Origin of the sequence: Paenibacillus sp. FSL K6-2393, assembly GCF_038002545.1 — a bacterium.
Taxonomy (GTDB): domain Bacteria; phylum Bacillota; class Bacilli; order Paenibacillales; family Paenibacillaceae; genus Paenibacillus.
The window spans coordinates 473,141-499,702 of sequence record NZ_JBBOCU010000001.1; the positions used below are offsets into that span (position 1 = coordinate 473,141).

At 46.9% G+C, this 26,562-nt stretch carries 24 protein-coding genes; 10 read left to right on the forward strand and 14 right to left on the reverse strand.

The features are described 5' to 3' along the window. Positions 1–327 precede the first annotated feature (327 nt). The 5 genes from MHI14_RS02090 to MHI14_RS02110 form a co-directional block, all read right to left on the reverse strand. A complete protein-coding gene (locus tag MHI14_RS02090) occupies positions 328–828 on the reverse strand; it encodes a hypothetical protein (protein ID WP_017691802.1) in 501 nt (166 codons plus the stop codon). A 252-nt stretch (positions 829–1,080) separates the two neighbouring features. Then, positions 1,081–2,082: a cation diffusion facilitator family transporter gene (locus MHI14_RS02095; protein WP_091036009.1), complete on the reverse strand. Its 1,002-nt coding sequence runs from the start codon at positions 2,080–2,082 to the stop codon at positions 1,081–1,083. A gap of 143 nt (positions 2,083–2,225) precedes the next feature. Beyond that, complete coding sequence (locus MHI14_RS02100) at positions 2,226–2,822, reverse strand: SMI1/KNR4 family protein (RefSeq protein ID WP_341129792.1); 597 nt, start codon at positions 2,820–2,822, stop codon at positions 2,226–2,228. A 421-nt stretch (positions 2,823–3,243) separates the two neighbouring features. Then, positions 3,244–4,014: a DODA-type extradiol aromatic ring-opening family dioxygenase gene (locus MHI14_RS02105; RefSeq protein ID WP_341129793.1), complete on the reverse strand. Its 771-nt coding sequence runs from the start codon at positions 4,012–4,014 to the stop codon at positions 3,244–3,246. A gap of 7 nt (positions 4,015–4,021) precedes the next feature. Beyond that, a complete protein-coding gene (locus MHI14_RS02110; RefSeq protein ID WP_341129794.1) occupies positions 4,022–4,687 on the reverse strand; it encodes an alpha/beta hydrolase in 666 nt (221 codons plus the stop codon). 227 nt (positions 4,688–4,914) lie between these two features. On the opposite strand from MHI14_RS02110, the gene MHI14_RS02115 reads away from it, so the two are divergent. Both MHI14_RS02115 and MHI14_RS02120 read left to right on the forward strand, forming a co-directional pair. Beyond that, positions 4,915–5,280 carry a glyoxalase superfamily protein gene (locus MHI14_RS02115; protein ID WP_249912737.1) on the forward strand — a complete coding sequence of 122 codons (366 nt, stop codon included), beginning with the start codon at positions 4,915–4,917 and terminating at the stop codon, positions 5,278–5,280. Positions 5,281–5,347: 67 nt separating this feature from the next. Then, positions 5,348–5,887 carry a helix-turn-helix domain-containing protein gene (locus MHI14_RS02120; protein ID WP_017691808.1) on the forward strand — a complete coding sequence of 180 codons (540 nt, stop codon included), beginning with the start codon at positions 5,348–5,350 and terminating at the stop codon, positions 5,885–5,887. 292 nt (positions 5,888–6,179) lie between these two features. On the opposite strand, the gene MHI14_RS02125 is transcribed toward MHI14_RS02120, so the two are convergent. From MHI14_RS02125 to MHI14_RS02145, 5 genes are all read right to left on the reverse strand, one after another. Next, a complete protein-coding gene (locus MHI14_RS02125; RefSeq protein WP_133386164.1) occupies positions 6,180–6,899 on the reverse strand; it encodes a 3-ketoacyl-ACP reductase in 720 nt (239 codons plus the stop codon). A 77-nt stretch (positions 6,900–6,976) separates the two neighbouring features. Then, positions 6,977–7,876 carry a DUF4097 family beta strand repeat-containing protein gene (locus MHI14_RS02130; protein WP_341129795.1) on the reverse strand — a complete coding sequence of 300 codons (900 nt, stop codon included), beginning with the start codon at positions 7,874–7,876 and terminating at the stop codon, positions 6,977–6,979. Continuing rightward, positions 7,873–8,466, reverse strand: a complete 594-nt coding sequence (locus MHI14_RS02135) for an HAAS signaling domain-containing protein (protein ID WP_341129796.1) — start codon at positions 8,464–8,466, stop codon at positions 7,873–7,875. The genes MHI14_RS02130 and MHI14_RS02135 overlap by 4 nt, the downstream gene beginning before the upstream one ends. Further along, complete coding sequence (locus MHI14_RS02140; RefSeq protein WP_091036026.1) at positions 8,459–8,788, reverse strand: PadR family transcriptional regulator; 330 nt, start codon at positions 8,786–8,788, stop codon at positions 8,459–8,461. The genes MHI14_RS02135 and MHI14_RS02140 overlap by 8 nt, the downstream gene beginning before the upstream one ends. Before the next feature lie 296 nt (positions 8,789–9,084). Beyond that, positions 9,085–10,629, reverse strand: coding sequence for an FAD-dependent oxidoreductase (locus tag MHI14_RS02145; RefSeq protein ID WP_341129797.1), 1,545 nt, complete (start codon positions 10,627–10,629; stop codon positions 9,085–9,087). 369 nt (positions 10,630–10,998) lie between these two features. On the opposite strand from MHI14_RS02145, the gene MHI14_RS02150 reads away from it, so the two are divergent. Then, complete coding sequence (locus tag MHI14_RS02150) at positions 10,999–13,821, forward strand: glycoside hydrolase family 3 C-terminal domain-containing protein (protein ID WP_133386161.1); 2,823 nt, start codon at positions 10,999–11,001, stop codon at positions 13,819–13,821. Between the two features lie 96 nt (positions 13,822–13,917). On the opposite strand, the gene MHI14_RS02155 is transcribed toward MHI14_RS02150, so the two are convergent. From MHI14_RS02155 to MHI14_RS02165, 3 genes are all read right to left on the reverse strand, one after another. After that, the gene (locus MHI14_RS02155; RefSeq protein ID WP_036612816.1) at positions 13,918–14,757 is read right to left on the reverse strand and encodes a methyl-accepting chemotaxis protein; all 840 of its coding nucleotides are present in this window, start codon (positions 14,755–14,757) and stop codon (positions 13,918–13,920) included. A 216-nt stretch (positions 14,758–14,973) separates the two neighbouring features. Continuing rightward, entirely contained in the window at positions 14,974–15,483 is a 510-nt protein-coding gene (gene nrdG / locus MHI14_RS02160; protein WP_091036035.1) for an anaerobic ribonucleoside-triphosphate reductase activating protein, read from the reverse strand. Beyond that, on the reverse strand, positions 15,480–17,441 hold the full coding sequence (locus MHI14_RS02165; RefSeq protein ID WP_133386160.1) for an anaerobic ribonucleoside triphosphate reductase: 1,962 nt from the start codon (positions 17,439–17,441) through the stop codon (positions 15,480–15,482). Before MHI14_RS02165 ends, nrdG begins: the two co-directional genes overlap by 4 nt. A gap of 479 nt (positions 17,442–17,920) precedes the next feature. On the opposite strand from MHI14_RS02165, the gene MHI14_RS02170 reads away from it, so the two are divergent. Together MHI14_RS02170 and MHI14_RS02175 are read left to right on the forward strand one after the other, a co-directional pair. Beyond that, positions 17,921–19,558 carry an ATP-binding response regulator gene (locus MHI14_RS02170; RefSeq protein ID WP_133386159.1) on the forward strand — a complete coding sequence of 546 codons (1,638 nt, stop codon included), beginning with the start codon at positions 17,921–17,923 and terminating at the stop codon, positions 19,556–19,558. 156 nt (positions 19,559–19,714) lie between these two features. Further along, positions 19,715–20,653, forward strand: a complete 939-nt coding sequence (locus MHI14_RS02175; protein WP_047840782.1) for an aldo/keto reductase family protein — start codon at positions 19,715–19,717, stop codon at positions 20,651–20,653. Between the two features lie 135 nt (positions 20,654–20,788). On the opposite strand, the gene MHI14_RS02180 is transcribed toward MHI14_RS02175, so the two are convergent. After that, positions 20,789–21,901, reverse strand: coding sequence for a GGDEF domain-containing protein (locus MHI14_RS02180; protein WP_133386158.1), 1,113 nt, complete (start codon positions 21,899–21,901; stop codon positions 20,789–20,791). 272 nt (positions 21,902–22,173) lie between these two features. On the opposite strand from MHI14_RS02180, the gene MHI14_RS02185 reads away from it, so the two are divergent. From MHI14_RS02185 to MHI14_RS02205, 5 genes are all read left to right on the forward strand, one after another. Continuing rightward, positions 22,174–22,569, forward strand: a complete 396-nt coding sequence (locus MHI14_RS02185) for a Fur family transcriptional regulator (RefSeq protein WP_036612807.1) — start codon at positions 22,174–22,176, stop codon at positions 22,567–22,569. Then, entirely contained in the window at positions 22,545–23,351 is an 807-nt protein-coding gene (locus MHI14_RS02190; protein WP_091036048.1) for a winged helix-turn-helix transcriptional regulator, read from the forward strand. The genes MHI14_RS02185 and MHI14_RS02190 overlap by 25 nt, the downstream gene beginning before the upstream one ends. Before the next feature lie 237 nt (positions 23,352–23,588). Then, positions 23,589–25,052: a catalase gene (locus MHI14_RS02195; RefSeq protein WP_289392915.1), complete on the forward strand. Its 1,464-nt coding sequence runs from the start codon at positions 23,589–23,591 to the stop codon at positions 25,050–25,052. Between the two features lie 209 nt (positions 25,053–25,261). After that, the gene (locus tag MHI14_RS02200) at positions 25,262–25,678 is read left to right on the forward strand and encodes a BlaI/MecI/CopY family transcriptional regulator (protein ID WP_091036054.1); all 417 of its coding nucleotides are present in this window, start codon (positions 25,262–25,264) and stop codon (positions 25,676–25,678) included. Between the two features lies 1 nt (position 25,679). After that, complete coding sequence (locus MHI14_RS02205) at positions 25,680–26,540, forward strand: M56 family metallopeptidase (protein ID WP_036667841.1); 861 nt, start codon at positions 25,680–25,682, stop codon at positions 26,538–26,540. Positions 26,541–26,562 lie beyond the last annotated feature (22 nt).

Genomic DNA, 26,562 nt, shown 5'->3' on the forward strand with positions numbered 1-26,562 from the left:
TAACGTGTGCACAGTTCGTTAGATTATGAAAAAAACAAAAAGGGTTGCTGCTCGTCATTTCATTTGAATGACGAGCAGCAACCCTTTTTTATTACCTACTTCAGAGCAAAAACGCTTGAAGTGCCATGTAAGATGAACATTACAGGGCACACGTTAACGGAGCGGGCAGAAATAAGCTATAGAAGCGGAGCGTTCGCCTTTATCACCGGATTTTCCCATTGTAAAAGGGAAATCAAAAAATCCGGGGATAACAGCGATCGAAAGATTATTCTGCACGTGGAGTGGCTCAGTGTGAACCCGTACCTTATTCATCTTATATGAATGACACTACATGCGCTTTTTGCGACCCACCATGATCCAAGCCCCACCCATAATCAGCACAATCGCCACGAACGGTTGAATAAAGCTCAAACTGCTCAGCATCGTACCAATCGACATCACGGCAAAGAACAGCAGGGAGATAACCGTTAGAATGTTGATGGGGATCAGCAACCATTTGTTCCGACCACCGAACCAGTATAATTCGAACAAACCAACAGCTACAGCCAGAATGAAGCCCGGCCACATCGTACCCCAGTTGTTAAACAGCATAGCGATCTGACAGACGATACCAACAGTGAGTAACAACCCACCGGGAACCAGTAGTCCAACCCCTCTGCCAATCATGGAGAAGTACAGCCAGTGGAAGAACAGTCCTAGTGGAATCACGAACAACGTGGGCCAGAAAGTCGCAAAGATCGTACCCGGACCGAGTGAACCTCCCTGGTTCAGAATCAGGTACACGCCCAGCAAAATGAGAACAGGCGCAAGGATCGTACGTTTAGCCATAATATCTCTCCTTCTTAATACAAGATCAATTTCCGAACGGTTGTATGTAGAGCAATACTTTCGTTATTCACAGCATACCATGAACTGGAAAAGTCTATCCTCCGTCTTTGGAGTTAAAGTGAACCTAGACCAAAGTCTAGGTAAGTATTTGGGCAACTACTTCTTTGTAGATGAGCGTGTAGTTGAACATGCTAAAAACCCACTCTGTTGAAGAGTGGGTTCTGTCATTCTATTTATCCAAAACGAAGCTTGTTATTTCACCACATCCGAATGTTTCTTGCCCCAGCTGTTCACACCGTCATCCTCAATAATGGAGATGGCAGCGTCGGCAATATCGGGGTTCGTCATCAGTTTCTCCTGAATACGGAACTTGATGTCATCCGCATCAGCTAGGCTGAGTCCTTTGGTCAACTCAATGAGACCTTCCACATGATAATAACGGCCTTCCTGAATAATACGCATCATCTGAATGTCAGCAACATGTGTATCTGCCAGAATGGTTTGGGACACTTTGTCCTCAATATCCTGTGGAGCCGCAACACCAATCAATCCGATCATATTATCGTAACCAACCCGGAAGGCTACAGCGATCATCAGACATCCAATAATCGTTGTCACAATGCCATCGAGCAATGCAAAATTGGTTAATGCAATGACTACAACGGAGATCAAGGCGAGTGTTGCACCGAGTACTGCTACAACATCTTCGTAGAATACGAGACGGGTTGGTGGCGCAGCACGGCCTACATTTTTGATAGCAGCAGGGACCAAGGCAAATCCGGCGGCTTTGGGTGCGCGTGCTTCTTTGAGGATTTCCTTCATGGCTTTGATCAGGATGGCCCCGTCAATGACAATGTTCAGAACAAGCACTCCGATGTTAATCCAGAGACCGCCGGTATGACCAACAGGATGCTGGAGCAGGTGAATCCCCTCATGAATGGTCTCATAGGCCATAATCGTCACGACAATAACGGCGATCATACAGAAAATGTTGATGACCCGTCCGAATCCGGTCGGGAAGCGGCGTGTAGGTTTTTTCTCGGACAACACACTTCCGACAAAGACAAACCCTTGGTTAATGGCATCAGCGAGTGAATGCATCGCCGAAGCGAACATGGCACCACTGCCACTGAATAGGAAGGCTCCTCCTTTGCACACAGCAAGTACGGCATTACCTGCCATCGCTACGGCGGAGGATGTGTTTCCTTTTTTGACGAGAGACATAAAGCTCTCAGACTTTGGTTGTTCAGCCACTTCGTATGTTCCTCCCAGATCAATGTATTAGGTGTAGAAAAGGCAGTTTATCTATACAGCATGTGCATTTCCACTAAATGTTATTATAACCGCTTTGACATATCCCAGCATTATGCAAAAAAGGTCATATCATCATGCGCATTTCAGTACTCAATGGCCTCCAAGGCACGTAGGTTCCGGTTGGACTGTTCCAACAGTTCCGTAAACGTCCCAGCGACATAATATACAAAATCCGGATCATGTACGTACATAATAATCTGCCCATATGTTCCTTGCTCTGTCGGATCAAAGTCGAACATCAGATACAGCGACCCGCCTCCAAGCTTGCCAAACGTAACCCATTTCTTTTGAAAAAGGTAGGGTTTGATTCGAGGATCAAGCTCACGGATCTCTTCTTCGGTAAAATAATCATCCATGCGGTTCTCCACCAGCGTGGACTGCTCCTTTTGAATCTTTTCCAGGGATAACAGGTAAAATGGCTCGGACTCTCGTCCTTCCTCGAGGCTTGGATACAAGACGTGAAAGGCATAACCACTCCCATTTTTACGTTTATAAAACGCACGAAAATCAGCAGGTAATCGAATACCGTGTTCCTGCTCGAATGCGTCAAGCTGCTCATCTGTCACGCCTTCAAACTCGCGATACGCCTCCATGAGCTCCCGGTTCTCCTCATCCTGTACCTTCTCCTCCAGCAACATATCCAGTTCATCCATCAATTCATATATACGCTGTTCTGGCATCCAATTCCCTCCGTATGAGCTATTCAGATAATATAGTGAGTGATATGCGAGCAAACTGTGCCTGATTTCACCTCATATTATAGATATAATCCGGAAAAGCACACAAGAAACCGGAGTCCTTGCTTACATACTACAATGGTCTCATTATTCAAGGACGGTAACAACAAATAAAGCGTGAGCAACAGGGGCATTCCCTGTAACTCACGCTAATTATTTATCTACTATATAAATAAAACTAATCTTTTACACGAAAACGTAGAGGGCAGAAAGAACCTGAAGAAGCGAAGTGTTCGCCTTTATCCCCAGATTTTCACCTTTATATAAAGTAAATAAAAAAATCTGGGGATAACAGCGATCGGAAGGTTGTTCTGTCATCGGAGTAGCGAGTGTAAATACTTTAGTTCGTTTTATATAGTCCTCTTTAATCAAACTTCCAGCAGGACAAACTCAGGTTGCCATACTGATAGGCTTTGAACAGGAGCGATGCCTGTTTGTTCTGATGCCCCGCACCCATAGCGAGCAACAGTGGTACAAAATGCTCCGGCGTAGGCACGGCGGCTTGAGCTGAAGGTGCCAGTGTATCATAGGAAAAGAGAGACTCCGTATCCCAACTCACCAGCTTGTCATGCAGCCAGTTGTCAAACTCTGATGCCCACGGGTCAACACCGTTACTTTCCCAGTTCAATCGACGTAGATTGTGGACGGTTCCGCCGCTACCGATCACGAGAATGTCTTGCTCACGTAAGGAAGCGAGCGCTTGTCCAACCTGATATTGCTGCTCACCTGTCAGATAGCGATTCACGGACAAGGCAATTACAGGAATATCCGCATCTGGGTAGAGCAGGCGTAGAACGACCCAGGCGCCGTGATCCAGGCCACGAACATCATCCGTTTGTACTGGAATCCCGGCTTCTGCGAATAGGCGCTCTACCTCGGCTGTGGTCTCTGACTGTCCTTGAGCCGGGTACTTGATCTGATACAGCTCGGGTTGGAAACCACCGAAATCATAGATGGTCTCGTAATTGGCTACCGAGGATACAAGCTGAGTGGTGGATTCCCAGTGAGCAGAGAACAATACGATTGCTTTAGGTTTTGGCAGTTCCTGTCCGAGTTTCTGCAGAAATTCGGTGTACACATTCTCCTCCAGTGCAAGTGACGGGGCACCGTGAGCAATAAACAGAGATGGCATCATTTTGAATTCAGTCCTTTCGGTCTTCGGTAGTCAGATTTGCATCCGTCCGAAGCCAGTGTTGAAATTGTTGATATAGATCGGGGGTCACCTGGTGTCCACCGTTGTAAGGTACATATGTGACGTGATTGGTGTGTTGACGGAAGAAATTGGCGTTATCTTCGCCCAGTTGCAGCGGGAATAGATGATCCTGATCTCCATGTGAGATGAACACAGACAGCTCCGAATCGGGTTGCAGCTTGTAATCATCTTTCACAAATTGCGGGATGTACCCACTCATCGCTACAATGCCTTTAATTGCATCTTTCATCACCAGCGATAGGGTCATTGCCATAATAGCGCCCTGGCTGAATCCGGCGATATAACGCCGCGTGGGATCAATCGCATATTGGGCGGACAGATCAACAATCAACTGTTGCAGTCCCAGCACGGAGGCATCATACAATTCGCGGATGGGGTTGCCAATGCTTTTAATCTGAAAATAAGCATAACCACTACCCTGAACGATAGGCCCACGGATGGCAACAATAATAAAATCAGACTGCATAGGCTCCATTAAACGAAGCATATCCTGTTCATCTGATCCCATGCCATGTAAGGCGAAGATTACAGGGTAACGTTGATCTGCATTGTAATGGGACGGTAAGCGGACTTCATGTATATAAGAAGAATTCATTGAAAACACCACCTGATGAGGAATGAGTTAATATATCGCTTTGATGATAAAGTTCACTAATATGAAATAAATATTCTTATTTATGAACAAAATTTATCATGGTTTCATTGTAGGGTCAATACTTTTTTTGTATGATGAATATATGTTGTTTATTAAAAATCTTGAATGTATCTACAATAAATGCCGCTGCGAATGGTTTATATCTTATTCCCGAGGACGTGATCAGGATGTTAAAAAGTATCGTGCCTATTTTGAGAATATTTGATGAAAATAAAGCTAGAGAGTTCTACCTTGAATATCTAGGGTTTCAATTGGATTGGGAACATCGATTTGAGCAAGATATGCCCTTATATATGCAGGTTTCGCTCGATTCCATCGTGATTCATCTGTCCGAACATCATGGAGATTGTACACCTGGAGCTGCCTTGCGCGTGGAAACAGATAACTTGGATACATTCCATGGTGCACTTCGTCAGAAAAAGTACAAAAATGCGAGACCAGGTATAGAGGAGACCCCTTGGAATTCAAGAGAAATGACCGTGACAGATCCGTTTGGTAATCGGATTATATTTGTTGAGGCAAGCGCCGAATAGTTAACCTGAAGAAGCGACGCGTACGACTGGTGTCTTAGATAGATCAATAGAAGGGGAGGGACGCAATATGGATATTGGCTTGGCTATTCGTACGATCCGCAAGCAGAAACAGATTACGATCATGCAGATGTGTGAGGGCACGGGGTTGTCCAAAGGTTTTATCAGCAACGTGGAAAATAACAAAACGTCACCTTCCATTGCTACGCTTGAGAGTATTGCGGATTATCTGGAAGTGCCACTTCCCTATTTACTGCTGACACCGGAGCAACGGATGAATGTGGTACGCAAGAACGAGCGCAAGGAAACAACGGCGGGAAGCGGACAGATCAAAGTGCAGCAGCTTACAGCCAAAGGTGCGATGCGTATGTCCATTGTGGAGTTACCGCCAGGTGCTTCAACCGGGGTGAGCAAACATGCCGGAGAGGAAAGCCATCTGGTGTTGCAGGGCAAGATTCGTGCGGAGCAATGCGAGGATGTGGAAGTTCTTGAAGTGGGTGATTCGTTTACCTGGAATGCGATCGTGCCCCATGAAGTGACCAATATCGGTGAGGAGCCTGCGGTGGTGCTCATTGCAGTGTCCAAAGAATTGGGTCTGGATCATTTATAGAATAAAAAAAGGACGGCTCCCAAGTCATGAACATGCGAACCTGCATACATGTACAATGGGAAACGTCCTTTTATATTTCTAACGAACTGAGCGAGCCCTATTAGGTGATTTAAAGCAGATATCGAGATGTAACGAATCTCAGACGCTTTAGTTCACTGCTGTGCGTGTATTTGGCTACATTTCACAAGACTTCTGGCGAAATAACGTCGCAGAGATTCGTTACGTTTCTCATTTCCTGCAAAAGAGCACAATAAGGTGCGAGAGATTCGTTAGAAAGGTCAGAAGCACCTGTCTATTGTGGATTAGTCGTCCAGATGCCTGCTGCTTTAACGAAGACACGGTCGGACAGCTTGAGCGTTGCGAGTGCAAGTTCAGCTACATCTTCCGCTTGCATCATGCGATCTTCGTCGCCAATTTTCAGTCCGGCATTGGTCGCAAGCTCCGTATTAACGGTGCTTGGTGTCAGTGCTGTTACACGAATGTTGGACTTGCGCACTTCCTGCATCAGAGATTCGGTCATGCCAAGTAGCGCAAATTTGGATGCACAGTATGCCGAACCTGTAGCGAATCCGCGTTCACCTGCAGTGGAAGCAATATTGATGATACTGCCGCTACTTTCCTTGATCATGCTTGGAAGGACAGCACGTGTGACGTAATATGTACCCATAACGTTAACATGCAGAATGCGTTCCCACTCTTCCGGGTCCATATCCAGCAATGTGCCGAAGCTTGCGATACCTGCATTATTGATGAGAATATCCACCGCGCCGAGTTCCATCTCAATGGCTGCTACAGCGGCTTCCGCCTGTGTGCGATCCGAGATATCTGCTACAGCACTGGTTACTTTCACACCGTATTCTTGACTAAGTGACTGTTGCAGAGCCTGAAGATCGGAAGCGGTACGTGCGATAAGGCCAAGGTGCACACCTTCTTTGGCAAGGGCTTCAGCGATGGCACGACCGATACCTTTTCCGGCACCTGTGATGACAGCTGTTTTATTTTTAAGTTCCATGTGGATAATTCCTCCTTAGAATTGGACTGGCATTTGATTATACTATATTACCCACAGTTCGGAAATTTGCTTCATCACTATTTGGTAATCTCGATGCTGCCAGAGGAGGTACGGGCCTTGATTACTTCCCGGCTTACCATTGGGGATTCAGGTACATCCACACTTCCGGAAGTAGCCTTAGCATCGTAGATCCCGTCAAAATCAGGTGCAGCTTGAATGAAAATATCTCCTGATGTTCCAGACGCATTAATTGGGGCGGAATGGGACTGTTCAATATGAATGCTACCCGAAGTGAATTGAACATCGGCTGCGCCGTTTAATTCAGTGATTTCAATATCTCCTGATTTAATCTTACTGTTTACTTGACCAACTACCTGATCAGCAGTGAAGCTTCCCGATGTCTGTTTCACGGTCATGTCTCCATTAATCATGGAAGCGGTAATGTCCCCCGAAGTCAGAGCCAACTCAATATTGGGTACCTTGATGTTTGCCAGACGTATGGAACCTGAGGTGTTATTCAGCTCAAGCTGATTGGCACTCAGATCCGTTAGATCCCAGTCACTTGAAGAAGAGTCCAACTTAACCTCATTTAATTGGTGTCCTTCAGGCAGGGCAACGGTTATTGTGGAGTCTTGATCATTCCAGTACAAGGTGAAAAATTGCAATCGATCACGTTCTGTCTGCGCCAGTTGGAATGTGCCGTTGGATAAGGTGGCCTGTTCGAAGCTTTTGACTACAGCAGGGTCCCATTTGCCATCCACTTCGATATAACCATTCGAATCCGGGCTTACAACAAATTCAATATCTGCACTGAAATTAGCACTCATGATAATGTTCTGCAATTCATCTGCTTTGAAATCCCATCGTTTGGAATAATGCTCCCGTTCATCCCCGAACTGAACGCCATAGATGGATGTCCCAAGTAAACCTATTCCGATACATATCACGGCAAGCGCAAGCCATTTTTTAGTGCTCATGCGGAAACATCTCCTTTCATCGTGTTTTTATTCCATCTAATATATTGAAGAGTGACGATTTTGAAGGCTCTAAAGACATAATTCGATGTGATGGCAAACAAAATGCCGACACCGAAAGCGCCAATCGCAACGAAGATCTCTGCTTTATCGAGTTGGCTCAGGAATAAGAAATCCACAACCGCTGCCACAGGAGCCAATACCAGCAAGGAAAGGCTGGCAATAACAAGCCATACCGACCACATCATGAGACCAAGGGGGATGCCAAGAATCAGATTCAGGAATAACAGGCCGATGGCTGTGAAAAATTTGCGAGTGGCTCTGGTGCTGTTTCTGGATGACCGCATTTCGCGATACGTCGGTGCATAGAACGCATCTGAACCCGGCGTATGAATGTCATAACGATCACCGAGTGCTTCCTTGGCGATTTCTTCCGGCTGTCCGAGTTCCCGAGCGATCTCTTCTTCCAGCCTGCCTTCTCGTAGTCCAAGCTCGAAATGTTGATCATAGTCGGCGAGCAACTCAGCCCGTTCGAATGGGTCCATTGGCCGTAGATGAACTTCCATGGCTTTCATAAATTGTTGTCTATTCATTAGGGGTTCCTTCCTCAATCAGATTTGCGACATTGCGCACAAATTCATTCCATTCTGTCGTCAGTGCCGTCATGTAGTCGCGACCTGTATCGGACAGTCGGTAATACTTGCGCGGCGGGCCTTCAGTTGATTCTTGCAGGTAGGTGGTGCAGTAACCGTCATTCACAAGCCGGCGAAGCAAGGGATACAGTGCACCTTCAGCAACTTCGATATGTTTGGAGACAGCCTGAGCCAGTTCGTAGCCATACCGATCCTGGCGGTTAATTAATACCAGGACGCACAGCTCCAATACTCCTTTTTTGAACTGGATGTTCACATTCACACAGGTTCCTCCTTCGTAGCTTCATTTATAGCTATTGTATATTGTTCAGTAGTGGTGAAGTCATCATAGCATCCAGTACTGTTTAATGCAAGGTAGTGATTTTAAAATAGTTCCGTATCACGATTGATCGATAATAAGTTCGTTTAATACTGATGCTTAGCTGAAGCTGTCTGTTTAGCTATAATTCAGCATACGCAAAAACCGGATCGGTTACTTCCGTCTGGAGGCGGATTCCGATCCGGTCTGTGAGATGAACTTTTGTTTCTTTGGTTTACAGGTTAATCGCTAAATGTCGGTTATCCTTGTGCATCCAGAACTTTAAGGTCTTCCACAGCAGGGCCCTCAATGACATGGCCTGCATAATCGAAGCGGGAACCATGGCATGGGCAATCCCACGAACGCTCGCCCTCGTTCCATTCGACTTCGCACCCCAGATGAGTACAGGTGGTATCCACCAGAAACAGCTTGCCACTGGTGTCCTTGTAGGCGCCAGCACGTTTGCCATTATGACGAACGACGGCTCCTTCGTCTTCGCCAATATCACTAACGTTTTTGTGCACAATACCTACTTTACCGGAGATTAATTCCTTGGCTACATTCACATTTTCCACAATAAAATGTTTCATGCCAGGATCGGCCTTGAATCTTGCCGGATCGAATACAGCGGCATGAGGATTGTCACGTCCACTGATGCGATCCGCAAGAATGTGTCCTGCCATCGTGCCAGTTGTCATTCCCCATTTGGCAAACCCGGTCGCCACATAGACACGTTCATGTCTTCCGGTAATCGGTCCAATGTAAGGCACCTTGTCAATAGAGATCAGATCCTGGGCTGACCAGCGAAAAGGAATGTTGCGAATGCCAAATGTCTCCGCTGCGAACTGCTCCAGACGTTCATAATGACCGAAGGTGCAGATGCCTTGTCCGGTTTTGTGATTTTCGCCGCCAAAGAGGATAAGTTCCTTACCGTCATGCAAGACGGTACGCAAGGAACGGTACGGTGTATCGTCCGAGATGTACATGCCGCCCGCATAGGGTTTCTCCGGTTCGACTAATACAGCGTAGGATCGTTCGGCGTGTAATCGTGTGAAATAAAACCCGGGATCATAGACGGGAAAATGAGAAGCCACGACAACATGTTCCGCTGTTACGGATGGGCCATCTCCATAAGTTCTGACATGTAGTGAAGCGTCTTCCTCTACATCCGTAACTGTCGTATGCTCGTAGATCTGTACCCCTTGTTTCACAGCGGAATCGAGCAAGTAGTGCAGGTAGGCCAGCGGATCAAAGCGTGCCTGACCCGGCATGCGGATACCCGCTCTGGCGGGAACTGGAATAGGGAGTGGATCTACCCACTCACCAGGGATATTGAGTTTGCCATAGGCGGTCAGCTCGATCTCCAGTTTTTTAATGTTTTCCTCTGATTGAATATAGACGTAGGCATCTTCCTCTGCCCACTGGCAATCAATCTGTTTTTCCTTCACCAGATTGCGCATCCACTTGGCAGCATCGGCATTGCCTTCATAGTACATCCGAGCCTGTTCTTGTCCGAAGTGATGCATAATTTCATCAAATATGACGCCGTGTTGTGTAGATACCTTGGCAGTGGTATGACCGGTCGTGCCATCCAACACTTTTCCAGCCTCCAGCACGACTACACGCATACCCGTCTGCGCGAGCAGATAGGCTGTAGTAATCCCGGCGATACCGGCACCGATAATCGCTACATCCGCGGTGATATCTTCGGTCAGTTTCGGATAGCTATCGAATTCATGCGTAGCACGCCACAGTGATTCGGGGACCGGGGGCAGACCCGTCTTGGGCTGCTGATTGTCGCTCATTTGTTTTCCTCCTTGATCGTCTTCAATCTATCGAATGGGATGTTGTTCAGCGCACATCGTTGTACTCTTATTCATGATTGCCAGACTATGCCAGGAAAAAACGGTGTTGTTCAGATTTTGCAGAGGGGATGTTCACAATTTCCTGCGCAGAACCTCTGTTTTTTTTGTTAAACATGCTATATGATAAGATTACCGAAACCGTTTTAGGTTTTGAAAAGGAGATCAAGTTTTATACCTGTAAACGTTGATTATAAAAGGATTAATCTATCCATCTGAAGTAAGATTTTATCTGAATTAATCTCCGTTTTTTCATAAGATATGTATTCGCTATCATTTTAATTAACTACCGATAACCAAAGGAGATTCCATATGACGACCAACCAAACGAAATATCCGTTTCAGGATACAGCACTAGAGTTAGACACCCGTGTGAAGGACCTTGTATCCCGCTTGACGGAAGATGAAAAAATTGAATCCATGCTGCAATATCAGCCAGCAGTAGAACGCTTGGGTGTGCCTGCATACAAACACGGAACAGAAGCGGCACACGGCCTGGCCTGGCTTGGAGAAGCAACATCTTTCCCACAACCGGTGGGGCTAGCATGCACATGGGATGCAGATCTGATGAAGGAGATTGGCTCCGTGCTCGGAGACGAGGCGCGTGTATTTTATAAACGAAATCCGGCAGTGAACGGTCTTACGCTGTGGGCACCTACAGTAGATATGGAACGTGACCCGCGCTGGGGACGGAATGAAGAGGCGTATGGTGAAGATCCAGAACTGACAGCCGAGCTGACAACAGCATTGGTCAAAGGAATTCAAGGCGACCATCCGAAGTATTACAAAGCGGTTGCTACTTTGAAGCATTTTCTTGCGAATAATAACGAAGTGGATCGCGGAAGTGGTTCGTCCAGCATTGATCCGCGCAACATGCGTGAATATTATCTGAAAGCGTTCGAGAAGCCATTTAAGGAAGGCGGCGCACAGTCCATGATGACGGCGTACAACTCCATTAATGGTACGCCAGCGTTGTTGCATCCATTTGTGAACGAGATTGTTAAAGGCGAATGGGGCATGGATGGTTTCATTGTCAGCGACGCAGGCGATGTGATGGGCATTAAGAACGATCATAAATATTATGATTCCCATACACCAGGTACGGTAGAGTCTGTTAAAGCTGGAATTGACAGCATCACGGATGATGCCGATCTGTCCAAACAGGCACTGCGTGAAGGATTGGAACAAGGTACACTCACGATGGATGACATCGATAAGGCGTTGTTCAATACGTTCCGTGTGCGTTTCCGTCTGGGCGAGTTTGATCCGGAAGAAGGCAACCCGTACGCTGCTATTGGTGAAGAGTCCATGATGACAGAGAAAGCAAAAGAACTGTCGCTCAGAGCCGCAAGAGAACAAGTCGTATTGCTCAAAAACGACAAAGGCACACTGCCGCTGGACAAAACAAAAGCTGGTAAAGTGGCTGTGATTGGTCAATTGGGCGGAACCGTCTATCGTGACTGGTATGCAGGCACCATGCCGTATAACGTATCCCCACTTGAAGCGATCCGTGGCAAAGTAGGCAGTGATAAAGTATCGTTCAAGGATGGTAATGACCGTATTACGTTAACTTCTGTAGCCAATGGGAAGAAGATTGGACTGGCAGATGGTGAAAAATCACCTGTCATTGCTTCGGGAGAAGCGGAGACGTTCATGGTGTCCGACTGGGGCTTCGGAAGTTATACCTTGCAGGCGGAAAGCAACGGCAAATATCTGACCACAGATGAAGAGACCGTAACGGCTTCCGCAGATGAAGTGTACGGCTGGTTCGTGAAGGAAGTATTCCACCTGTTGCCACAAGAGGATGGTAGTGTAGGTTTGACCACATGGAATGGCAAAACGGTGACTACACCTAATGGCGGAAACGATGCATTTGCGGTGTCTGAAGAACTGAAGTCTTTCGGTGCTACAGAGACATTCAAGCAGGATGTGATTGTGAATGGACTTGAGGAAGCGGTAGCAGCTGCCAAGGCTGCGGAAACGGCGATTGTCTTTGTTGGTAACAATCCGCTCGTAAATGGTAAAGAAGAAATTGATCGTCCAAGTCTGGATCTGGCCGAATCTCAGCAACGTTTGGTTGAGGCGGTCTATGCCGCGAACCCGAATACGGTTGTGGTCATCGTGGGTAGTTATCCATTCACATCGAATTGGGTTCAGGAGAACATCCCGGCGGTATTGTACACTTCACACGCAGGACAGGAACTGGGTAACGCAGTAGCAGACGTACTCTATGGCGACTATGCGCCAGCAGGCCGTTTGAACATGACATGGGTACAATCAGCAGATCAACTGACCGACATCAAGGATTACGATATCATTCAATCCGGTCGGACATATCAATATTTTGAAGGTAATGTATTGTATCCGTTTGGACATGGTCTGACGTATGCAACGTTTAAATACAGCAATTTGGAACTTAGCCCAGCTCAAGTGGGTACAGAGGGCAACCTTACGGTAACTGTAGATGTGAGCAATACGGGTTCAATCGCCAGTGACGAAGTTGTACAGTTGTACGTTCGTGCAGGCAAATCCCGGGTGAAACGTCCACTCAAAACGTTAAAAGGATTCCGTCGTCTTCATATCGAAGCGGGAGCTACAGCGAAAGTCAGCTTCACCTTGCCTGTTCAGGAACTGGCAATCTGGGATGTAACTCGTGATCGGTATGTCGTGGAAAGTGGAACTTACTCCATCATGGTTGCCAAGTCATCCTCTGATGTCCAACTGGTTGCAGACCTGACGGTAGAAGGAGAGACGATCCCTGCCCGTAATCTAGGTGTGGCTACTCGTGCCGAGAATTATGATGCTTACCTGGGTGTTGATCTGGATGAGAGCAAAGAGGGCGGAAGTGCTGTCCGTGTAGTTGGAGAGCAAGGATGGATTGCTTTCAAGGATGCCGATCTGGGTAGTGGGGCAGCAGCAATTGAAGCGCGTGTCTCCGCAGAACAAGCAGGTGCTGTGTTAGAAGTTCGACTCGGTTCACCAGACGGTACGCTCGCAGGACGTGTGGAACTGGCGCAAGGTGAAGCCCAGCAGTGGTCTACCGTGAAGGCTGAACTCACAGGTGCATCAGGTGCGCAGGATGTATACATTGTGTTGTCTGCAGGCGTGCGCATCAGTCACTTCAAGATTCGTTAAGTCAAATAACTCATGAAAAAGCCTCCGAACTTATTCGGAGGCTTTTGTTTATTGTTTGCTATCAAACGCATTTTTTATTGTCCATTAAACGTATTTTTATTTTCCGTCAAACGTAATCATTTTTTGCACAAATTGCTTCAATTGTTTGTTGGTTTCATTCAGCTGCTCAATTGTGCTCATGAAATTGTTTACGAGTTCAGCCTGTTCTTGGGAGCTGGCCGTGATCTCACCAAGTTCATTCTCCATGCCTTGAATGGATTGCCGAACAGAGAGAAGAGAATCTTCAATACGGGCCGTTGCTTCTTTGGTATCCACAGACAGTTTGCGAATTTCTTTGGCAACAACGCCAAAACCTGCACCTGCTTCACCTACACGAGCAGCTTCAATGGCTGCATTCAAGCCGAGCAGATTGGTTTGTTCGGAGATTTCACGAATGAAGCTGGCGACTTGAGTTACATTGCCTGATTTCTGTACGGCTTGTTTGGAATTATTCCGGATCTCTTCGGTTGTGGCACTGAGTTCCTCGGAGTGTGCAGCTACATGCTGTACACTGTCAATTAACTGGTTGGTCAGATTTTCGGTAGCATCCATGAGCTGTTGCAGCTGGTCCTGGTCATCCATACTGTAGAGCAGGTTGAACAGGGCGATGACTTCACCTTTTTCATTTTTAATGGGGATAAAAGCCACGTCAAAAGGAACACCGAATAAATCTTTAGGGTAGTGATCGAATCGTTTGACGGTACCGCCGTTGAGATCAGCAAAATTTCGATTTCCATCCAACAGAGGGTCGCCGGGTTGATAATTCAGTTGCTTTAACGATTCCCCTGCTGAGAAATATAGGAATTTCTCATGATCAATAACGGAGAGGGTTACATCCTGACGAATCGTATCTCGAAAGAAAGGCATACATGTAATTAATGCTTGAACAATATCCATATAAAAGATGATTCCTCCCTGCTTACCTTATGTAAACGGTTAAATTTTAAATGCTAACTTAGTAACTACCTATATTATATATCGTCATGCAATAGAGAAGAAAATAGAGAGAATGGATAAAACCTATTTCTTAAAGCAGACCGCTATACGCCAACAAGACACGAGTCCGCTGGGGACCCGTGCCTTGTTAGTTGGTGAGGGGAATATAACCAATGTTTACAGCATACTGAGCTGTATTGTAACGATGGTTCGAGTGGCTAGTGTTGCACTGACATCAATCAAACGTTGATTCCGACTGCCGCGGAAGGGAAGGGAGACATCACGCTCCGCTTCAACGTATCGCCCGTCAATAATCACATCACACAACTGGGCAAGCTCCGCTCTCGCAGGGTCGGTAATCAGTTCTTCATATTCAAATCCCGTGTAGGCCCATACCGTCAGATCAGGACGTGCAGCTCGGAGCTGCTGGACCCAAGACGTACATTCTGCTGCCGAGAAAAAGGGATCACCACCACACAACGTAACGCCATCCAGCAATGGATGGCTCGTCACTTCATGCAGAATCTGCTGCTGCCGCTCCTCTGTAAAGGGCTCACCCGCTCGAAAGCTCCACGAATCCGGACTGAAGCAGCCTGGACAGGCGTGACGACATCCGCTGATGAACAACACAGCACGCAGGCCTGTCCCTTCATTCACCGATTCCGGGATGTAACCATATAGATTCACCGGTGCTTCACCCGATCCCGCACTTCGGCTTGCTTCGCAGCATTGAAGCGTACTTTGTAATCTCCGGTTAGATAGCCAGTTACGCGGCGTAACCGCTGGAAGTGCACATGGTTCTCGTGGGCTTCACAGCCTGGGCATACATCCCCAATGACGCCTTCATAACCACATGCAGGGCAGCGATCAATCGGATGATTAATAGAGAAATAACCGATATCCTGCGCCAGTGCATACTGCACAATTCGCAGGAAAGCTGCGGTGTTGGCCCGAACGTTTCCGTCAAGCTCCACATAGGAGATTGCACCCGCGTTACATAAAGTGTGGAACGGGGCCTCCAGTTCAATCTTCCGATAAGCTGGAAGAGTGTGGTATACCGGGATATGGAATGAGTTCGTATAATACTCACGATCATTAACCCCGGCAATGAGGCCGTATCGTTCTCTGTCGATCTTCGTGAATTTGCCGGACAAGCCTTCAGCAGGTGTGGCAAACAGGGTGATATTCAGGTTATGCTGCTCGCTCATCCGGTCACAGAACTCTCTCATGGTCCGAATAATGTTGAGCGCTTCGTGGTGTACATGTGGGTCCTGCCCATGATGGCGCCCATAGAGAGCTGTCATACATTCCGCAAGACCGATAAAACCAAGAGATAATGTTCCATGCTTTAATAGATCGGCAACCGCCTCGTTCGGGCCAAGCTGTTCTCCACCTTCCCATACACCCTCCCGCATCATGAAGTCCGATGCTTTGGCAGGCTGTGCTGTCTGAATTCGGTAGCGATGCAGCAGGCCGGAAGTGGCATTATGCATAACCGACTCCAAAGCAGTGTAGAATCCCGCACGGTCAGCGACAGCTCTGGCACCTTGGCAGATGCCAAACCGGATGCCGAGTTTCACGAGGTTAATGGTGTTGAAGGACAGATTACCTTTGCCACTTTGACGATTGCGACCAAACCGGTCAGCCAGTGTACGTGTGCGGCATCCCATAGTTGCGATGATCGTATCCGGATCTTCCGGATGATAGAAAGGCAGATTGAACGAAGCATCAACATTGACAAAGTTGGGATACATCCGCCGGGATGAACAGGTGACTGCGAGGCGGAACAAATCATAGTTTGGCTCTCCATGAGCCTGATTGATCCCCTGTTTACATTGGAAAATATGTTGAGGGAACACGGGAGTCTCCCCGTTGCCCAGGCCACGGATGGTTGCTTCGAGCAATGAACGCGATACCAACCTTCCTTCCGCTGAAGTACATAATCCATAGTTCAGTGAAGTGAATGGAATCTGACCACCTGCCCGGCTGCTCATTGTATTCAAGTTATGAATCAGTGATTCAGCAGCTTGTCCTGTCTCCAGCTCAGTCTCTTCATAGGCGAAGGCATATGCGCGCGGGCACTGATTTTTCGCTTCGATGCTGTCCAGATAAAGCAGTTCATCCTCAAGCAGGGCATGCTCACCAAAGAGGCGTTGCCCTTTGCGATAATGTTTGCGGAACGATCGCTGTACATAAGGGGCCAAATCCCAGTCAATTTTATTGGCCGATACACCGCCATATTGACTGTTCTGCTGGGATTGGAAGATGATCGCAACCAGGGCCATTGCAGACATGATCGTCTGAGGTGTGCGAACCGATCCGTTGCCTGTATTAAAACCCGCAGCAAGGAGACGGTCAAACGGGATAAAGATGCAGTTGGTCGTTCCAAGTGCATACTGATCCAGATCGTGTACATACAGATCCCCATTCTCCACAGCTTGGGCAAGCTCTTCTGGCAACACATGACGCAGAGCATGCCACTTGGCGGTCTCCGAACCGAGCCTGCTCATCTTACCGCTGAAGGAGTCCCCGTTCAGATTTGCATTTTCCCTCAGCGTATCGGCGTCTTCTGCGCCAATAATGCGTCTTCCCAGGTCGGATAATAGATCGGATGCCGGTGGAGTGGCATACTCAAGCATGTTCATGTAAGGTTCCTCCTAAAATGATTTGGTTATCATTTAATTCACGTTAAATACTATATGTAGATTCGTATTATCCATTTATAAACTATATGTGGTTTTTTGGGTGTGATAATGGTCACACAACGTAGTGGGCAAAGTGGACTTTCCTTTAATTGCTGCGGATAAAGGTTTCCAAAGTCTGAGTAGAAGCGTATAATTTCTAGTTATCTTGCAAGGATAATATTCGAAGTTGGACAAGATGGACTTTAATCAAGCTGAAAAGGCGATTTGCAGTACATTTTCAGTCTTTAACTATCAGTTCAAGACCTGCTTTTGTCCGAAAACGGGCTATCGGCAGGCAGTATGATTCTCTTTTACTTCTACGGTGTTAATCATATAAGTATAGATTGTGACAGCTATTCGGATTCTTGATGAGCCCTTGTACGTGATTAACATTCTGATATACAGATTAGAAAGTGCAGCTAAGACAAAAGGGGTGGATCATGGGGACGGCAGAAGGCATTACGAGAGGCTTCTATGAAGATATAAAGGAAGCTGCGGCCCATATCGTAGACGTATTAAGCGGTATATTGAAGGTCAATACCATCTTTGTTGCCACGAATGACGGTGTGACCAATGTCATTTTGGAGGCCTTTAATCGTACGGAAGAGTTAGTTGTTAAAGGCAGTGCACTTCCTTTTACGGATTCATATTGCAGCCTGGTATTAAGAGACAACGGTAGTGTTCTTACGATCCCGGATACATGTGAACATCCGATGACACGATCCATGGGCGTTACGAGCGGACTTGGCAATCGCTTCTTCGTGGGCGTGCCTATTATGAGAAGATCGGGCGAAACATTTGGTACCATATGTCTAATGGATGATCCTGGTTATGTGATCAGCGAAACCGATATGAAGACACTGAAGGCGATGGCTGTATTCCTGGGCTATGTTGTCGATTTGGAAAGCACGTTGCATGTTCAGGAGCGGAAATTGAGTGATTCGGAACAAATGCAAGAACAGCTCCAGGCAGAGAAAGAACGTGCCGAATCTGAGGCCATGACCAAAACACAGATGTTGAAATTGATGAGTCACGAGATTCGCAATCCCTTGAATGGTATTTTGGGACTGACAGATCTGATGCGCACACCGGATATGCCAGAGGAGCAGTCCGAATATGTGAACATGATTGAGACAAGCGGCAATATTCTGCTTTCCTTGCTGAATAATATGATGAATTTCAACATTAATGAAGCAGGTAAAACGGTTATACATGATGATCCGTTTGATCTGGTAGGCACCATTGAGAATACCGTGTATCTCTATGCCGGCATTGCGACGGGCAAGAACATTGAGCTGGGATTAAATCTCGAACTGAATGTATCACAAGTGTTCGTTGGTGATGAAGTCAAGATCGGACAGTTGCTTGCACACGTCATTCAGTATGCTCTCGATTCAACGCGTGAAGGTTCCGTTCTGATCACAGCAGTGGTGAACGGAGAAGAATTGGAGGAGACTGGTACACTTCAGCTCAAGGTGAAGTACACGGGTCAGATGTTATCGGAGAAGAAGACACAAACCTTTAACAGCCAAGATGAAAATTTGAATATCCAAAAACTGATTGGAAGCAATCTGGGTTTAGCTGTAAGCCAGAATCTTGCCATTCTCATGCATGGCCGTATTCAGGTGAGCAGTGTGAAGGAAAATGAGACGGAATTCAATATCTCCCTTCCGTTGCGCAGATACTGGGAGTTACCTCAACTCGCAAGTATTCAGCAGCGGTTAAAAGGGAAAAAGGTGTTACTCGCCAAGGACCCTGACATTTTGCAAGGCGTCTCTTCCCTGATGCGTAGGTGGGAGATGGATGTACACATGACCTCGGGTTTAACATTAGCGCATGATTGGATCAAGGAAGGATTCATGCCTGATGTAGCCGTGGTGGATATGGGATTACTGGAAGGCGGAGCGGTTGATTTTGTACATGAACTGAAACAGCTACTGGAAAATCTGCCCGTCATTGTTCTTGTTCCTTATGGTATGCACATTGAATTGCATGAAGCAGAAGCCTTTGATGCTGTTCTGACAAAGCCAGTCAGACAAGCTGATCTGTTGAATGCATTGAGCATTACTTTGCCTTAAATCATGATCAGAGGATAAATCTTTATTCGGCGCACCTGTTATAGGTGCGCTTTTTTTCATTTTCCATTTTCTGAGCCAAAGCCCTTTTATTCCGAGCTGGTTACGTTACAATAGAAAGTGAACTTCATCTTTATAACCAACAGAGGAGGATGTACATTGGATTATCGCAGATTAGGTGGAAGCGGACTGAAAGTTAGCGAGATCAGCCTGGGAAGCTGGCTGACGTATGGAGGGTATGTGGAACGTGAGAATGCGGTGAAATCAATTGAAACTGCATTTGATGAAGGCATTAACTTTTTTGATACAGCCAATGTATATGAACGGGGTGCAGCAGAAGAACTGCTTGGGCAGACGCTCAAAGCTTATTCCCGTGACTCTTATGTACTTGCAACCAAAGTATTTGGCAAAATGGGTGATGGTCCGAATGACCAGGGGCTGTCTCGCAAACATATCAAGGAGCAATGTGAAGCCAGCTTGAAGCGCCTGGGCGTTGAATATGTGGATATCTATTACTGCCATCGTTATCATACCGAAACACCAATTGAAGAAACACTCCGGGCGCTGGATGATCTGGTACGTCAAGGCAAAGTGTTATATGTCGGCGTCAGCCAGTGGACTGCGGCTCAGATGGAAGCTGCGTTGGGTACAGCAGACCGTCTGCTCCTGGATCGTATCGTGGTCAATCAGCCGGTGTACAACATGTTTGACCGTTATATCGAAAATGAGATTATCCCGCTCGGCGAGCGTAAAGGCATAGGACAAGTCGTATACTCCCCGCTTGCTCAAGGTCTATTGACCGGGAAATATACGTCCGTTTCCGATATCCCAGAGAATAGCCGTGCGGCCAAGCTAGGATGGGACGAAGGAAAGATCAATGCGGATCGCATCGGGAAAGTTCGTCAACTGATTGAAGTGGCGGACAAGCTGGATCTGAAGGTTGGCCAACTGGCCCTTGCCTGGATTCTGCGCCAGAACAATGTATCCAGTGCACTTGTCGGGGCGAGTCGTCCCGAGCAGGTAAAAGAGAACGCGGCTGCATCTGGCGTGAAGCTGGATGCTGCCATTGTTGAGGAGATTGAGAGCATCCTTGCTTAATCTCCTGTCAGCACACAAGCTGAGATGATATGCACTGATCCATAAAGCAAGGGATGTCCTGTGTGCCTGAATAGGCGAACGAGACATCCCTTTTTTGGAGAACGTTGAAAGGTTAGCTTATTGAAAGGCAAGATCTTACTGTGTAAGAGGCAAGGAACGAAAATTTAAGGCACACACACGGTTACGCCCTGTATTCTTGGCTTCATATAAAGCACGGTCGGCCTGTTCGAAGAAGTCGTCATCGTCATGAGCATCACAATGATCCGGATACACGGCCACACCAATGGAGATGGTTAGACGTGTTGTGTGTCCGTCGGGCAGAGCAAAATGGTATTTCTCTACTGCCTGCCGGATAGATTCGGCGGTAGCCACGGCCTGACGGTGTCCACAGTCGAGCAAGAGAATGGCGAATTCTTCCCCACCGTTTCGTGACACGATATCAGCAGAACGTGCGTGCTCAACGAGCAGTTGTCCAAGTTGCTTCAGGACCGCATCACCGGCGGAATGACCAAAGGTGTCATTTACCTTTTTGAACCGGTCAATATCAATGGCAAGCAAGGAAAGCTTTTGTTGGTAATCCCGCGCACGATGGAGTTCCAGTTGAAGTGATTTTTCGAACTGTCGTCGATTGCTCAGGTTGGTAAGATGATCGGTAGATGCTCTTTTTTCCAATAGAAATAACATTTCATTGGATTTATTAATGAATTCTGCGATGAAATAGATAAATATTCCACCAGCAAAGGAAATGGTCATTTGTAACGGATATATCTTCATTAATGAATTCATGCTGTCTGTATTCAACATAAGGATGATAAAGATTAATGTTATGCCAAGCAGATTCATTGTAATTATTTTGGTCAGTCTGGACCAGGGAGCATAGGCGAAGTATACACCGGACAGTCCGATCAGAGTCATGACAAATCCTGCATCTATAGCAGAGGATGATAAGCCGAACATCAGAATACGAAGGACCGAGATCATGAGTCCAGTAACGACCGAAGCCACTCCTCCCAGATATACCGCTGCGGTGACGATGGCCAGATGCCGTAGATCTACAATCGTAGTCTCGTTCAGAGGGAAGGAATAGTTCATGAGTACTGTGCCATATATACCGAATAATAAGCCGCCGATCAACTGAACACGTAACGAGGGAAAAGGCAATCGGATACTATAGAACTTCGCGATGATCCCGGACACATACATAAACGTAATCATGACACAGATATTAATGAAAAAAGTGCTAAACAACCGACATTCCCCCTTTTTACGCACATCCCTATATTTTATCTGAAAAGTGGTGCTGTAGCGAACCATATTATCCCAAATTTATGAGGGGATTGCTGGGAAAGATGTTTTATTTGCATATACAGGATGTTAGAGTGATATTGACTTCAATATACAATGAGATTTATACTTAATCTAAATCAAAATTTATTCCTTCTTTTTGGGAAGACCATCATAAGTAGAAGATCAGTGTCTGATTTCATATAAAATGGATCAATAATAAAGGAGAAATGGTTGTGAGAACTTTAAATCTGACGATACAACGGCAAGCGGTATATGATGTGGTGCGTCATTCGGAGGATCACCCGACAGCTGCTGATGTCATGAATCGACTCGTGGAACAAGGATATAATCTGGCCTATGGTACGGTGTATAATTCTCTTCGTTATCTGACGGACAAAGAATTGATACGGGAACTTAAACTCGGAGAGACAGCAAGTAGGTACGATGCCCGTATGGATGATCATCAGCACATTATGTGTGAAGTGTGCGGCAAAGTGGACGAGGTGATGACGGAGGTTCCTCCACAATGGATGAAACAGGTAGCTGAAGAAACTGGATATGCAATCGATCATGCTCATGTGGTCTTTGGAGGTGTCTGCGGGGAATGCAGAAACAAACGGATCAAGTAAAAATAAAACTGCCTGGCCGTCGTTTACCCCTTAGGGTTAAACCCGCCTTGTCCGATGCAGCGCCCCTTATGGACAATTGTCCTGTTACACGGCGTGTTATTCTGATCAGCCCGATGCCGGGGCAGGTTCATGAACTGGTAAAGGCCTTAACGGATAGCTGCTTTGATGTACTGGTGTTCCATCGCTGGGAACCGGATCTGCATGAGCGTCTTGTCTTTGATCTGTTGATCTATGACCTATCTGTTGCCGGAACGATCGATGCATTTGCCGGCATTAGCAGCCGATTGAATCGTGAGGCTGAGCATACAACCCCTTGTCTGTATCTGGTCGGTGAGAAGATGATTGGCAGCGCGAGTGGACCGATGCTTCAGGAGGAATTGCTGGTGTGGCCTGCACGCCCGCAGGAAGCTCTATATCGGGTGCAGCGTATGATTGGCAACAGCCCTGCTCTGCCCAAACGTGGGTTTTTGCCTGAGGAAGGGCAGCGTATCGGATTTAAGGATCTGTGGCTTGATCGGGAACGGATGAGTGTGCAGCGCGATAATAATCGGATTCATCTGACCAAGACCGAGTATGATCTGTTACTCAAGCTGATTGATGCCAAAGGTGCAGTCATTTCCCGTGAGGAGATGCTCAGCGATATTTGGGAGACAGACTTTACGGGTGGAAGTAATGTGGTTGATGTTCATATCAAAAGCTTGCGCAAAAAATTGGGCGATAACGCATCTTCGCCGCAATATATCGTAACAGTAAGAGGAGTGGGCTACCGCCTGGCGGATTAGTCCGCTTTTTTTTGCCCAAATTTATCGTTCACTTAGATACATGTTCATAGTTCATTCATGAAGTGTTGAAGAACCTCATCTTAATCTCATGTGAACCTCATGCAAGAGCAGAGTGGGACATGTTAGAATCAATTTAACAGTTAGATCAAGTCTAAATGTATATTTAAACCGAAGCCGAATATGATTTTAATAGTAGATATATAGCAGCCGTGAGACCCATTAGAGGAGGACGACATGATGACAGAACGTATGACTACGAATCAGGGAGCACCTGTAGGTGACAACCAGAATTCCCGCACAGCAGGCAGAAGAGGGCCAACACTGCTTGAAGACTACCATCTCATTGAGAAAATAGCCCACTTTGACCGTGAACGTATTCCCGAAAGAGTTGTACATGCAAGAGGAGCAGGTGCTCATGGTGTATTCACGCTAGAGCAGAGTATGAAGGAGTATACAACAGCGGACTTCCTGCAAGATCCGGGTACGGAGACGGATGTGCTGGTTCGTTTCTCAACCGTTATTCACGGTACGGGGTCACCAGAGACTGCACGAGATCCACGTGGATTTGCCGTCAAGTTCTACACACGTGAAGGCAACTATGATATTGTCGGCAACCATCTGCCTGTGTTCTTCATTCGTGATGCCATGAAGTTCCCTGACATGGTGCATTCCTTGAAGCCAGCTCCGGATACCAACATTCAGGACCCAGCTCGCTATTGGGATTTCATGACCCTCTCGCCGGAATCAACCCATATGATGACCTGGTTGTTCTCTGACCTGGGTACACCGGCAAGTTATCGGGAAATGGATGGATTCGGCGTACATGCTTTCAAATGGATCAATGCACAGGGACAGGTCCACTATGTGAAGTACAAGTGGGAGTCTGCACAGGGGGTTCGCGGCTTTTCACGTCAGGAAGCTGCCGAGGTACAGGGGCAAGACTTTAACCATGCTACCCGGGACCTGCATGAACATATCAAGAACGGGCAATACCCGCAGTGGAAGTTACAGGTACAGCTCTTGAAGCCGGAGCAAATGGATGATTTTTCTTTTGATCCGCTCGACCCGACCAAAACTTGGCCTGAAGATGTATTGCCGTTCCATACGGTAGGGACCATGACCCTGAATCGGAATCCACAAAACTTCTTTGCTGAAGTGGAGCAGGCTGCCTTTTCACCTAGTGCACTTGTACCTGGAATTGAACCTTCCGAAGACAAATTGCTGCAAGGACGTCTATTCTCTTATCCAGATACACAGCGTCACCGGCTTGGAACGAACTATTTGCAAATTCCGGTGAATTGCCCGTACGCACCCGTTCGTAATCATCAGCGTGATGGACTCATGAATGTGAATCAGGACCCATCTCCGGTGAACTATGAACCCAACAGTTCAGGAAACAGCCCGCAGGAAGATCCGGCATATCGGGACAGTCAGGTTCCATTGCAAGGGCATGTTACACGAGAAAAAATCGAGAAAACGGATGATTACACGCAGGCAGGGGAGCTTTTCCGTTCATTTACTCCTGTAGAGCAGCAACATTTACTTGATAATCTGATCAATGACCTTAAGGGCGTATCTGTTGATATTCAAATGCGTGCCCTGTGCCACTTCTTCCGGGCGGATGGACAGCTTGGCGGACGTTTGGCTCATGGACTCGGCGTGGATATTTCTGCACATATGCCGTCACAGGATGGCAAATAAAGTGCAGTTTGACCCTGTACTCATAACATCATACTGACTGATATTTGGTGAAGACCGGGAAAACCGTGAGCGTGCGGAATTTCCCGGTCTTTGGCCTTTTTTACTGAAATGGAAAACAAATTTACAAATCATTTACATAAAATAGCTGACATAGAGGTTGACTTCTCATTTGTTGGCACTACAATGGGTAGTGTGAGGGGTGTCATAACATGAGAATACACAATTTCAAAGTGGGTGAGCGTGGGCTCAACCGATTTTTTGGTCCGCTGGAGGCCAAGATCATGGACATTTTATGGTCTCGTCCTGGCAGCAGCATCCGTGAAGTGCAGACCGCACTTGAACAAGACAAAGACGTCAATTTTAATACAGTCATGACCGTGATGAACCGGCTCGTAGACAAGGGACTTCTCGGAAAGTCACAAAAGGGCAGAACATCTTTGTACCAACCGGTACAGAGTAAGGAGGAGTTTATGAACGACCAATCCAAGGAACTGTCACATGAGTTGGTGGATGAATTCGGAGCTCTGGCATTGAATCATATGCTGGATGCGCTGGACGAAGCAGATGCGGGTCTAATTGAACGCCTGGAACAGAAGATCAAACAATGGAAAAAGGATAGCGATTAAGATGTGGAAGACCCGCTCGAAACTTTTGTTTACCGTCGGGTTTGGCATTCCGTTACTCGTGTTCATGCAGATGTTCATGTACGCGATGTACAAAATTTTTGGCTGGGATATCCCGTTTAACCTGCTATGGCTCTGCAATCATTGGATGAGTCGACTGGGTTGGTTATCCGTGGGACATTTCCTGCTGGCACTGGTATTGCTGACTTTTGCGGGAACAGGTTGGTTGCTAATGGTGCGTATGATGAAAACCAGAGCCGCCGTACGTAAACTTCGCTCCATGGAGGTGCGTGCATTGTCTCGCGAACTGGAGTCCAAGTATCACCATCTCGGACAGCCAGGATTCATTGTGGTGGACAAGCATTCTCCGGTTGCATTCACAATTGGTTTATGGAGACCATGTATTGTACTCTCCACAGGGCTTCTGACGATGTTGGATGCAGAAGAGGAGACTGCAGTTGTGTACCATGAAGTCCATCACCTGTGGCACCGTGACCCACTGAAGACAACACTGCTATCGGTATTTGCAATCATGATGCCGTATATTCCCGTATTGAAGCATACTTCGAAACATTACAATATTGTTAGAGAAATTCTGGCAGACAATGAGGCCATTGAGCGTACAGGCAATGTGGCAGGCATTGGCAGTGCTTTGCTCAAGCTGCTCCGTGCTTGTCCTGAACCTTGGGGAGCCAAAGAACTGACCGTTCAGTCCTCATTTGCGGATACGTCGGTGAATGTCCGAATTTCACGTCTGCTGGACCCAGAACAGGACGTGACGCTGAGGTTGCCACGTTATGCTGTTCTGATGTCGGCTACTGTTTTTCTATTGCTGTCTATCTTGTTTGTTTGGTCCATCGGATAAATTAATTTGGCTAAATGTGAAG